7 protein-coding genes and 1 pseudogene are annotated in these 12,219 nt (G+C 64.2%); 4 read left to right on the forward strand and 4 right to left on the reverse strand.

Going from position 1 to position 12,219, the window contains the following annotated elements; translation table 11 throughout:
* The first annotated feature begins 28 nt into the window (after nt 1–28).
* A complete protein-coding gene (locus KVO92_RS00265) occupies nt 29–958 on the forward strand; it encodes an alpha/beta hydrolase (RefSeq protein WP_217473673.1) in 930 nt (309 codons plus the stop codon).
* 349 nt (nt 959–1,307) lie between these two features.
* On the forward strand, nt 1,308–3,458 hold the full coding sequence (locus tag KVO92_RS00270) for an FAD-dependent oxidoreductase (RefSeq protein WP_217473674.1): 2,151 nt from the start codon (nt 1,308–1,310) through the stop codon (nt 3,456–3,458).
* A gap of 33 nt (nt 3,459–3,491) precedes the next feature.
* Here the strand turns inward: KVO92_RS00270 and KVO92_RS00275 are convergent, their stop codons facing one another.
* The 4 genes from KVO92_RS00275 to imuA all read right to left on the reverse strand — a co-directional run bounded on the left by KVO92_RS00275 (nt 3,492) and on the right by imuA (nt 9,982).
* Nucleotides 3,492–4,712 carry an MFS transporter gene (locus KVO92_RS00275; protein ID WP_217473676.1) on the reverse strand — a complete coding sequence of 407 codons (1,221 nt, stop codon included), beginning with the start codon at nt 4,710–4,712 and terminating at the stop codon, nt 3,492–3,494.
* A 158-nt stretch (nt 4,713–4,870) separates the two neighbouring features.
* Nucleotides 4,871–7,948 (reverse strand): error-prone DNA polymerase, encoded by a 3,078-nt coding sequence (locus KVO92_RS00280; protein WP_217473677.1) that lies wholly within the window; start codon nt 7,946–7,948, stop codon nt 4,871–4,873.
* On the reverse strand, nt 7,945–9,357 hold the full coding sequence (locus tag KVO92_RS00285) for a Y-family DNA polymerase (protein ID WP_217473678.1): 1,413 nt from the start codon (nt 9,355–9,357) through the stop codon (nt 7,945–7,947). The genes KVO92_RS00280 and KVO92_RS00285 overlap by 4 nt, the downstream gene beginning before the upstream one ends.
* Before the next feature lie 7 nt (nt 9,358–9,364).
* Nucleotides 9,365–9,982, reverse strand: coding sequence for a translesion DNA synthesis-associated protein ImuA (gene imuA, locus KVO92_RS00290; RefSeq protein ID WP_217473679.1), 618 nt, complete (start codon nt 9,980–9,982; stop codon nt 9,365–9,367).
* A 326-nt stretch (nt 9,983–10,308) separates the two neighbouring features.
* Here imuA and ccoN point away from each other — a divergent pair, with 326 nt between their 5' ends.
* Entirely contained in the window at nt 10,309–11,745 is a 1,437-nt protein-coding gene (gene ccoN, locus KVO92_RS00295) for a cytochrome-c oxidase, cbb3-type subunit I (protein WP_217473680.1), read from the forward strand.
* Nucleotides 11,746–11,852: 107 nt separating this feature from the next.
* Nucleotides 11,853–12,113, forward strand: a pseudogene (locus KVO92_RS00300) (peroxidase); the annotation flags it as partial.
* Nucleotides 12,114–12,219: the final 106 nt, after the last annotated feature.

Genomic DNA, 12,219 nt, shown 5'->3' on the forward strand with positions numbered 1-12,219 from the left:
GGCCGGCGATCCCTTGAGTGAGGTTGCAATGCTGCATCAGGAACTGTCCGCTTTTCTCGATATGGTCGACGAAGGCCGCCAGAGCGGGCGCCCGGCGCTGCACGAGTTGCCGGTGAGTCGCGCGCGTGAAGACTTCGAGGCCGCATCCGAAGCCCTGAAGGCCGGTGCCCCTCGGTTGTCGGTGGAGCCGTTGACGCTCGCGCTGCCGGGACGAACGCTGCCAGCCCGGCTGTATCGCCCGACGGTGCAAGGTTCGGCGCCGCTGATGCTGTATTTCCACGGCGGCGGCTACGTGGTCGGTAGCCTGGACTCTCATGATGGTTTGTGCCGCACCTTGGCCGATGCCTGCGGCTGCGCCGTACTTGCGGTTGGCTACCGGCTGGCGCCGGAGCATCCCTTTCCCGCGGCACCGGACGATGCACGTGCGGCTTGGGAATGGTTGCAGGCGCATGGCGAAGCGCTCGGCCTCGACCCGAGCCGGGTAGCGGTGGCTGGCGACAGTGCTGGCGCCACGCTGGCCACGGTCCTGGCTGCGCAACTGGCGGCGGAAGGCGGTCCAACGCCCTGTGCTCAGCTGCTGTTCTATCCGGCGGTGGATGCCCAGGGCGGAAGCGAATCGCGTGAGTTATTCGCCGATGGCTACCTGCTGGAGAGCGCCACGCTGGACTGGTTTTACCAGCAATACGCGCCGCACGCTTCGCAGCGACGTGATTGGCGCTGTTCGCCGCTGTATGCCGAGCAACGGTTGCGGGGCAGCGCGCCGGCGTTATTGCTGATCGCCGATTTCGATCCGTTGGTGGATGAAGGCCTGGCCTATGGCGAAGCCTTGCAGGCTCAGGGCGTGGAGGTCGAGGCGGTGGTCTGTCGCGGCATGACGCACGACTTCCTGCGCATGGGAACCATCGCCGACGTGGCCGGCTATTTCCAGCGGATCGCTCGGTTTCTGCATCGGCATTGAAGCCTTCGGCAGGGCATCGACGGTGCCGCGCATGCACGTGCAGTGATAACGACGACCCTGTCGGTCGCTGAGGGATTTGCTGTGGCGCGCCGCTCCGTAACGGGGACCCGGTCGGGCGGGCCGGGTCACACCTCTGCCCACCGTGCCCCGCCGAGGCAGGCTGCTGACTGACACTGTGTCGCATGCTGAGCGGCTCACGAATGAGCGGCTCCGGAACGACCGCGCGCTTCCAGGCTCCAAGGGTTGAGCCGCACGAGAGCGCTTCCTCAATGCATTCCTACCGCGTCAACCCAATTGTTCGTCCCGTCCTGCCACTGTCTGTGCGTGCGCCGAAGAGGTTTGCGCACGAATGAAGGCCAGCCGACTCATCATTTTGGCCCTGCTCATCGCAGCGGTTGCCTGCTTCTTTATTTTCGATCTTGGCGAGTATCTGACGCTCGAGTCGATCAAGGCGCGAAGCGGCGCTTTGCATGCACAGGTGCAAGCCCATCCCTGGTGGGCGCGCGGGGTGTTCTTCCTGGGCTACGCCGCGCTCACCGCGTTGTCTTTCCCCGGTACCGTGGTGCTGACCTTGTTGGCCGGCGCGCTGTTCGGCCTGTTGGAAGGCACGCTGCTGGTGTCGATTGCCTCGAACGTCGGCGCCGTGATGGCCATGCTGATCAGCCGCTTCATGCTGCGCGATTGGGTGCAGAAGCGCTTCGGCAAGCAGATAACCGGTATCAACAAAGGCCTGGCGCGCGACGGCACCTTTTATCTCGTGTCGCTGAGGTTGATTCCGCTGGTGCCGTTCGTGCTGCTGAATCCGGCGCTGGGCCTGACGCGGGTGAGTATCTGGACGTTCTGGTGGACTACCCAGCTGGGCATGCTGCCGGGGCATGCCATCTATGTGAATGCCGGGCAGCAGCTGGTCCGCCTGCAATCGCTGTCCGGCATCCTTTCGCCGAGCATGATCGGCACGCTGGTGTTGCTGGCGGTGTTTCCGATTGTGGCGACGCGAATGCTGACCCTCTACAAGGCCCGCAAGGCTTACCGCGGCTGGCACAAGCCCAAGCGCTTCGAGCGCAACCTGGTGGTGATCGGGGGCGGCACCGGCGGCATGGCGACCGCGCGGATCGCGGCTTCGTTGAAGGCGCGGGTGAGCCTGATCGAGCGCCAGCGTCTTGGCGGGGTGGCCGTGCACGAGGGCAGTGTACCGGCCAGGGCCCTTAGCAGTTCTGCGGGGCTCGTGCATGCGCTGCGTCATGATCCGCGCACCGCGGGCAGTCAGTCGGCGGACGAGGTGGATTTTGCCGGCGTCATGACGCAGGTAAAGCGGCTGGTCGACAAAGCGGTGGAGGATGCCTCGCCCGAGCACTACGCCGAGCTGGGTGTTGAGGTGATTATGGGCGAGGGCCGGCTGAAATCGCCTTGGGAGGTGGAGGTGAACGGTCGCACCCTGGCCACCCGGGCGGTCGTCATCGCCACCGGTAGCCGGCCGTGGATTCCGCCTATTCCGGGTCTGGAGGCGGCCGATCCGCTGACCTGCGATAACCTCTGGAACCTGCAAGAGCGCCCCGAGCGGCTGCTGATACTCGGCGGTGAGGCTGGCGCCTGCGAGTTCGCCCAGGCGTTCCAACGCCTGGGCTGCCAGGTCACGCTGGTCTGCAAGCGTGAGGGACTGCTCGAGGAAGAGGATGAAGATGCAGCCCGGGCGGTCACCGCTGCGTTGGCTGCCGATGGGGTTCGGGTACGGCTTGGCGTTTCGGCGCTGCGGGTCGAAGAGGTCGATGGCGAGCGTCAGATGGTCTGCGCCGTCGATGACGAAGGCGAGGAGAGACTGCCGTTCGATCGCGTCTTGCTGGCGCTTGGACAGAGTGCCGATATCGAGGGCCTGGGCACGGAAACGCTGGGGCTGTGTTGTGCAGACGATGGCAGCCTCGAAGTCGATGAATACCTGGCGACTCGGTTCCCCAACATCTATGCCGTGGGCAGCGTGGCCGGGCCCTATGGCGCGCCGCACGTGGCCGAGCACCAGGCCTGGTATGCCGCGTTCAATTCGCTGTTCGGTGGTTTCAAGCGCTTCGTGGTCAGTGAGCGGGCGATACCCCATGCCGTGTTCACCTCGCCAGAGGTGGCTTCGGTCGGGCTTACCGAGGCCAAGGCACAGGCGCTGGGTGTAGAGTTCGACGTGACGCGCCTGAGCCTCGGAGCCATCGCCGGGGCGGTTGCCGAGGGGGCTGAAGATGGCTTCGTCAAAGTACTCACCGAGCGTGGCAAGGATCGCATTCTCGGGGTGACCATCGTCGGCGATCAGGCCAGCGAGACGCTTGCCGGCTTCGTCCTGGCGATGAAGCACAAGCTCGGTCTGAACAAGCTCGCCAACACCGTACAGCTCGGGGCGACCCTGGGGGAAGCCAGCCGAGTGGTCGCCACGGCCTGGCGACAGCAGCGCCGGCCGGCGCGCGCCATCGGCTGGTCCGAGCGGTTGCACCGCTGGCGACTCGGTGGCCAGCGGAGCTGAACGCCTGCCATCCTGGTTATGAACGACGCGTAGTTAGCTGCGTTTAGCGCCGGTTGCAGGCAGCAATATCGTCAGCACACCCAGCAAGGGCATGAACGAACACAGCCGGTAGACGTATTCGATGCCGCGCAGGTCTGCCACGGAGCCAAGTGCCGCCGCGGCAATCCCACTGAACCCGAACATCAGGCCAAAGAACACCCCAGCGATCATGCCGACATTGCCGGGCACCAGTTCCTGTGCGTAAACCACGATGGCCGAGAAGGCAGAGGCCAGAATGAAGCCGATGATGACGCTGAACAGGCTGGTCCAGAACAGATTCAGATAGGGCATGGCCAAGGTGAAAGGGGCCGCACCGAGGATCGAGAACCAGATCACGGCCTTGCGCCCGATCCGGTCGCCGATGGGCCCACCGAAGAAAGTGCCCGCCGCGACAGCCCCGAGAAACAGGAACAGGTGCAACTGGGAGCTGGCGACGGAGAGCCCGAACTTCTCGATCAGGTAGAACGTGAAGTAGTTGGTGATGCTGGCCATGTAGATGTATTTGGACAATACCAGCAGGGCCAGAACGACCAGCGCCGTGATGACCTGACGACGGCCAAGCCCGAGGCTCGGATGGGGACCGGCCTTTTTCTTGTAGGTGTTCAGATGCCCGCGATACCAGCGGCTCAGCCGGTATTGCACGCCGATGGCAAACAGCCCGAACAGGCCGAACCACAGGATGTTGAGCTGGCCGAAGGGGATGATGATGGCGGCGGCCAGCAGCGGGCCGATTGCCGTGCCGGCGTTTCCGCCAACCTGAAACGTGGACTGGGCCAAGCCAAAGCGACCGCCTGAAGCCAGGCGGGCCACACGCGACGTTTCAGGGTGAAAGGTCGAGGAGCCGATGCCGATCAGGGCCGCCGCCATGAGAATCGCCGGGAAACTGCTGGCGACACCGAGCATCAGGATGCCGATCGAGGTACAGACCGCACCGGCGGGCAACAGGAAGGGCTTCGGGTGGCGGTCGGTGTAGAGGCCGATCCAGGGTTGCAGCAGTGAGGCGGTTGCCTGAAAGGTCAGGGTGATCAGGCCTACCTGGGTAAAGGTCAGGCCGTATTCGGCTTTGATCATCGGGTAGATGGCCGGCAGAACGGCCTGGATCAGGTCGTTGATCAGGTGGGCGAGGGCACAGGAGAAGAGGATGCCCATCACCAGTGGGCTGGCGCTTGGTTGGTCAGACAGTGATGCGCCGGCCTGGGCGCTAGGCATGGTCATTGAAGGTTCCTGTGTTGAGGCGATGGGCGCGGCGCTCGGCTGATCGCTCGTTCGATCACAGAGCTGGCAGGTACTGTAGCCGAGTGGGCGTGGGTTGGAGCAAGGGTCGGTCGGCATCAGCCTGCATCAAACGGGGCGAATGGCGTCGTTATCGCTGGTTACTGAAAGTCCCGGCTGCGAACGTCCAGCCCGGTCAGTAGCCCCGACAGATCACTCAAGCGTCCGGCGATGACATGGCGCACACCGCTTGCCGATTCCAGATGGCCGTCGACGCGCAACAGCTGCGACTGAAGCAGCACTCGCCGCTGACGTTCAGCCAGATCACGCCAGACCACGACATTGATCATGCCGAATTCATCTTCCAGGGTAACGAAGATCACGCCGCTGGCCGTCTGTGGTCGCTGGCGTCCGATCACCAGGCCGGCGACGCTGACCAGACGGCCGTGTTCGATATCGGCCAGCTCCCGCGAACTGCGGCAGCGCCGGCTCCTGAGTGGCTCGCGCAGCAGGCTCAGCGGGTGAGGGCCGAGCGTGGTACCCAGGGTCGCGTAGTCGGTCAGCAGATCCTCCCCGACGCTGGGCTGCGGCAGCGGTACAGGCGCTTCCGGCGCGGCGCTGTGGTTGGCGAACAGCGGCAACTGCGGCTCGACCCCGGCGACGGCCCAGCGCGCCTGGTAGCGGTGTCCGGCCAGGCGTTGCAGGGCGCCGGCGTCGGCCAGGCGCTCGCGAGCGCCGGCATCCAGCCTGGCGCGAAGACACAGGTCATCGATGCTCACGAAGGGTTGCTTCTGGCGTGCGGCTTCGATGCGCCGTGCATCCTCTTCGCGAAAGCCGCGCACCAGGCGTAGGCCCAGGCGGATGGCCGGTTGCGGGTTGGCGTCTGGTTCGAGGCTGCAATCCCAGTCACTGTGCTGAACATCCACGGGACGAATCTCCAGGCCGTGGCGGCGAGCGTCCTGCAAGATCTGGTCGGGGTTGTAGAAACCCATTGGCCAGCTGTTGATCAAGGCACAGGCATAGGCGGCCGGCTCATGGCATTTAAGCCAGCAGCTGGCATAGGTGAGCAATGCGAAGCTGGCCGCGTGTGATTCGGGAAAGCCGTAGCTGCCGAACCCTTTGATCTGCTCGAAGATGCGGGCAATGAAGTCCGCCTGGTAACCCTTGGCGAGCATGCGCTCGGTCAGGCGCTGGCGGTGATGTTCCAGGCCGCCATGCCGCTTCCAGGCGGCCATGGAGCGACGCAGCTCGTCGGCTTCGCCGGGCGTGTAGTCGGCGGCGACGATCGCCAGCTCCATCACCTGCTCCTGAAACAGGGGCACACCAAGGGTGCGCTCGAAGACCGGTCTCAGTTCATCGGACGGGTACTTCACTTCTTCCTCATTGTTACGCCGGCGCAGGTAGGGGTGGACCATGTCACCCTGAATCGGCCCGGGACGGACGATGGCAACTTGGATCACCAGGTCGTAAAAGGTCTTTGGGCGCAACCTCGGCAGCATGGCCATCTGCGCCCGCGATTCGATCTGGAACACGCCAACGGTATCGGCGCGGCTGATCATGGCGTAGGTCGCCGGGTCTTCCTGGGGCAGGGTGGCGATGGTCCAGCGCGTGCCGCGGTAGTGCTCGATCAGGTTGAAACAACGGCGCAGTGCGCTGAGCATGCCGAGCGCGAGCACATCGACCTTGAGCAGCCCGACCAGATCGAGATCGTCCTTGTCCCACTGAATCACCGTGCGCTCGGCCATGCTGGCATTTTCCACCGGCACCAGGGTCGCCAGTGCGTGCTCGGAAATGACGAACCCTCCGGGATGCTGTGACAGGTGGCGGGGAAACCCGATCAACTCGCCAGTCAGCACCAACACCCGATGCAGCACCGGGCTGCTCGGATCGAAGCCTGCCTCGCGCAAGCGTTCGTCATCCGGAATCCGGTCGCTCCAACGCCCGCAGCAGTCGGCCAAGGCATTAATCTGGTCGGGCGGCAGGCTGAGCGCCTTGGCGACGTCACGCAAGGCGCCGGTGGCGTGGTAGGTGCTGACAACGGCCGTGAGTGCGGCCCGTTCGCGGCCATAGCGGCGGAATACATATTGGATGACTTCTTCGCGGCGCTCGTGCTCGAAGTCGACGTCAATGTCCGGCGGTTCCTTGCGCTCGCGGGAGAGGAAACGCTCGAACAGCAATTTGCTCCGTGACGGGTCGAGCTCAGTGATGCCCAGCGCGAAGCACACGGTGGAATTGGCCGCCGAGCCGCGCCCCTGGCAAAGGATGTGCTGCTCACGGGCGAAGCGCACCAGATCGTGCACGGTGAGGAAGTAGCTCTCGTACTTCAGCTCGGCGATCAGCTGCAGCTCATGCTCGATCTGGGCGCGCGTCTTCGTCGCCACGCCGTCCGGCCAGCGCCAGCGCACGCCCTCTTCAACCAGTTTGCGCAGCCAGGAGGTGGCGTTATGGCCGGCAGGCACCAGCTCGTGGGGGTATCGGTACTCCAGTTGGTCGAGGTCGAACTGGCAGCGCTCGGCGATGCGTAACGTTTCGGCAAGCAGCTCGGCTGGATACAGCTGAAGCAGTTCGTCATACCGGCGCAGATGCCGTTCGCCATTAGGGAATAAACAGTGGCCGGCCTGCGCCACCGGCAGGTGATGGCGGATCGCGGTCATGCAGTCCTGCAAGGCGCGGCGGCCACGGGCGTGCATGTGCACATCGCCGCAGGCCACTGCAGGCAGGCTCAGACGGCTGGCCAGTGCCTGCCATTGGCGCAGGCGCAGGGCGTCATCGGGCCCTCGGTGCAGTTCGATGCCCAGCCAGAGGCGATCCGCAAAGCGTTCACGCAGCCAGTGGCCTTCGAGATCGGCCTCGGGCTGGCGGGCGATCCAGATGGCCAACAACCCCTCCAGCGGCTCGCTCAGGTCATCGGCCAGAAAGCGATAGCGACCTTTCTCGGCGCGCCGGCGGGCGCGGGTGATCAACCGGCAGAGGGTTTGATAACCGGTCAGGTTCTCCACCAGCAGGACCAGCTTTGGCCCGTCCTCGATTTGCACCTCGCTGCCGATGATCAAGGGCATGCCGATGTCCTTCGCCGCCTGCCAGGCCCGTACGATACCGGCCAGGGTGCATTCGTCGGTGATGGCCAATGCCTGATAGCCCAGGCGTGCGGCGCGCTCGAAAAGTTCGCGGGCACTGGAGGCGCCGCGCTGGAAGCTGAAGTTGGACAGGCAATGCAGTTCGGCGTAACCGGCCATCATGCGAACCAGCCGTGCAGCAGCAACGGCCCTCCCTCGGGCGAGCGGAAGGCCCAGCCCCGCTGGCCGGTGCGGGTCTCTACCAGGTAATAGTCGCGGCGCACATCGCCGCCATCCCACCAGCCGGACTCGATGCGCTCAGGTCCGGCGAGGATCCGTAGAGAGGCTTCGTGCAGGGGCTTCGGTTCGGCCAGTAGCCAGCCGGGGCGGGGGGCGATGTCCGGTGGCAAGTCATGGCCAACGAGCGGCTGCGATTGCCAGGCGCACTCGGGACGATGGTCGGCACGCGCGGCGAGGCCCTGCACGGCGTCGTCGCCCAGCCGGGCCCGGAGGCGCTCACGCAGCTGCTCCCAGGCCAGCGACTGCTGCGGGCGTTCGTCGAACAGTTCGCGGTGCTCGGGGACGAAGGTGGGCAGTTCACGCGCGATCAGACGCACCGCCAGCACGGGCGCGGGCAGTTGCAGGTGATCCAGACGCCCGCGGGTCAGTTCGAACAGCCTGGCCGGATCACGCTCGGCACTGAGCAGACCGACCGTCACCAGGCTGTCGTCCAGGTGGCGATGCTCCAGGTGCAGGACGAAGCGTTGAACTCCACTGTCGCGACCAGCCAGATAGGCAGCCAGATCGGCGGTCAGACGGCGTAGCGGGAAGAGTAGAGCCTGATGCGACTCAACCTCGAAGTTCAGCTCGATGCGCGCCTCGAAGTGGTCTGGAGGGCGATAGAAATCAAGCGCCAAGGGGCGCTGCCCGAGCAGGGTATCGAGATGCCTCAGGGTGTCTGCGCTAAAGCGCCGAGCCAGGCCATCACGGGGCAGGGCGAGTACCTGTTTGAGCGTTCGCAGGCCCATTCGGGTAAACGCGGAGGCCACTTCTCGTGGCAGCCCGAGGCGTTCTACCGGTAATGCTTCAAGGACGCGGTACAGCGAATCGCCATCCGTCACGGCCAAGCCGTCATGCACGTTGGCCAGTACCCGCGCGGCGGCCGGGTTCGGCGCCAGGGTGATGCGATGGGCAAAGCCCAGTGTGCGCAACTCTTCGCGCAGCCGCGCCTCCAGACGCGGCCAGGGGCCGAACAGGGCCAGGCTGGCATGGACTTCCAGCAGCAGGCAGCGCGGGTAATGCAGGCTGACCTGCGAACTGAAGCCGTAAGCCCAGGCGGCAAGAAATTGCTGCCAGCGCTCGATCAACGCCAGATCATATTCAGCCGTGGTGAAGCCGCGGGTCACGGCCTGGGCGGCGATCAGCGACTGCCCCGGTTTGAGCCCCAGCGCTCGCGCCGCCGGATTGACTGCCTGCAGGATTCGGCGTTGCGGCGTCCCGCTCAACAGGGCCAGCGGTGCGTCGGCATCGGTGCGGTTGCGCAATACACCATCCATGGCCAGTTGCGGCAGTAGAACGCAAACCCAGAGCATGACCATCTCAATGCCACGCCGCGTCAGGAATCGGCCGTGCCGGAGCCAGGCCGCCCCGGCATTTGAGTATCCGCAATTGGGCTGGCTGAGTCTCGACAGCCAGGCGCAGCGCCGCGGGTGAGGGATTGACTGCTTCACGCAGGGGGCGATAGGCAAAGGCCAGGGTCTGGCCAGTCTCGGCAGCGACCTGCAGGCGCCGCAAGGCACGGTCATCGGCCTCTTGCGGCCAACACAGCACCGCGCCGCAGCTGCCCGAGCGCAGGCATTGTTCGGCAGCCCACAAGGCCTCGCGGCCTTCCGCATGGATGATCGACAACTGCTGCAAGTCCACGCCGGCTGCGAGCCAGGCATGGGGGTAGGGCACATGCGGGGGCGCCACCAGCGCCACGCGTTCACCGGCTGCAGTCAGCCGCGCCAGGGTTGGCCAGAGCAGGCGCAGTTCGCCGATACCGGTCGTGGCGATCAGCAGCTCGCTCAGTGCCGATTCCGGCCAGCCGCCGCCAGGCAGGGCAGCATCCAGGGCCGCATGCCCGGTCGGCTGGTTACGGGTCGAGACGAGGCTGGACTGGCCGCGCCACAGCCGGCGCGCATCGAGCAGTTGATTGAGAGCGACCACGGCGGCCATGAAGGTAGATACTTCCAAATACTGTATATGGATACAGTATTTGGGTTCCTGAAATGGCGGTCAAGTTGCGGCGATGAAAAGCGTGGCGGCGGTATCAGCGGCCATGGCTGGAAGAGTTTGGCGAGGATAAAGCCGAGACGGGAGAGCCAGATAAAGATAGGTGTTTTGATACGCCCAGTAGCTTTTATATTAAAAATAATGAATTCAATGACCATCAGTATTCGTTAGAACTATTTAAAGTCATGCGACAGACTGTTTAGTGCTCGCTTTAGCGGCGCCCGCGCACCGTTGGTGGCGAGCCTTACCCACAGTTTTCAGGAAATGTCATGGCTGATGCTGCAGTGCTCGATACACCCGACTACAACTACGCTGTCGTCCGTCGCTTCACCTTGATGACCCTGTTCTGGGGCGTGCTCGGCATGGGCATGGGCGCGGTCATCGCCGCCCAGCTGGTCTGGCCAGCGTTGAATCTGGGATTGCCCTGGACCACGTTCGGGCGCCTGCGGCCGGTTCATACCAATCTGGTGATTTTCGCGTTCGGCGGCGGGGCGCTGTTCGCCACCTCCTTCTATGTCGTGCAACGGACCTGCAAGGTGCGGCTGATCTCCGACGGGCTGGCCAACTTCGTATTCTGGGGCTGGCAAGCGGCGATCGTGGCGATGCTGATCAGCTATCCGCTGGGCATTACCTCTTCGAAGGAATACGCCGAAATGGAATGGCCGATCGCCCTTTGGGTGACCCTGGTCTGGGTGGCCTATGCCTATCTGTTCATCGGTACCATCGCACGGCGGCGGACGCAGCACATCTATGTGGCCAACTGGTTTTACGGCGCCTTTATCCTCGTGACGGCGATGGTCCATGTGATCAACCACATCGCTGTTCCGGTGACCTTGCTCAAATCCTATTCGGCTTATTCCGGCGCCACGGATGCCATGATCCAGTGGTGGTACGGGCACAGCGTGGTGGGCTTCATTCTTTCGGTGGGGTTTCTCGGCATGATGTATTACTTCGTCCCGAAGCAGGCCGAACGGCCGGTCTACTCCTATCGCCTGTCCATCGTGCATTTCTGGGCCATCATCAGCCTGTACATCTGGGCCGGTCCGCACCACCTGCACTACACCGCACTGCCGGACTGGGCGCAGAGCCTCGGTATGGTGATGTCCGTGGTGCTGCTGGCGCCGAGCTGGGGCGGCATGATCAACGGCATGATGACCCTGTCCGGCGCCTGGCATAAGCTGCGCACCGACCCGATCCTGCGCTTCCTGGTGGTATCCCTGGCGTTCTACGGCATGTCGACCTTCGAAGGCCCGATGATGGCCATCAAGACCGTCAACGCGCTGTCCCACTACACCGACTGGACCATCGGCCACGTGCACGCCGGCGCCCTCGGCTGGGTCGCGATGATCTCCATCGGCACGCTCTACCACATGATTCCCAGGCTCTGGGGACGTGAGCAGATGTACAGCGTCGGGCTGATCAATGCGCACTTCTGGCTCGCCACCATCGGCACCGTGCTCTACATCGCCTCGATGTGGGTCAACGGCATCACCCAGGGCCTGATGTGGCGTGCGATCAACGAGGACGGCACCTTGACCTACTCCTTCGTCGAAGCGCTGGAAGCCAGTCATCCCGGCTATGTGGTGCGGCTGATTGGCGGCGGTACCTTCGTATTGGGCATGCTGCTGATGGCCTATAACACCTGGCGCACCCTGCGTGAGGCCGATCGGCGCATAGTTGGCTCGACCGCCATGCAGATCGCCTGACGCGCTGCTGATAGGGGCTGGTCGAGCACCTGGCTGGAGGGCCGAAGCCATGAGCATCCGTCTCGCTGACCTCGCCCCGGTTTCGGACAGGTCTCCGCTGGGGCGCTGTTGATCCGAACAAGCAGGTACGGCTGATCATTACCTACCCGGCCAGCACTGGACGCAATCAATGAAATCCTGCGGGTGATCGATTCCCTGCAGCTGACCGACAACTATCAGGTGGCGACACCTGCCAACTGGCAGGATGGCGATGTGAGGGCATCGTACCGTCGTTGCCGGACGAGGAGGCGCTCAGACAACGCTTCCCGAAAGGCTATTGTGCGGTCAAACCCTATCTGCGTCTCACGCCGCAGCCGAATCGTGAGTAGCCATGGCCCTCTGGTCCGAGTCGGGGAGGCCTTTGCTTGTGCTGGAAAAATCAGTCGATTAGGATTCGCGCCCGGGTATGGATGCGTGAATGTCGAGCACTGCGCA

Origin of the sequence: Stutzerimonas stutzeri (assembly GCF_019090095.1) — a bacterium.
In the GTDB taxonomy this organism is placed as follows: Bacteria; Pseudomonadota; Gammaproteobacteria; order Pseudomonadales; family Pseudomonadaceae; genus Stutzerimonas; species Stutzerimonas stutzeri_AN.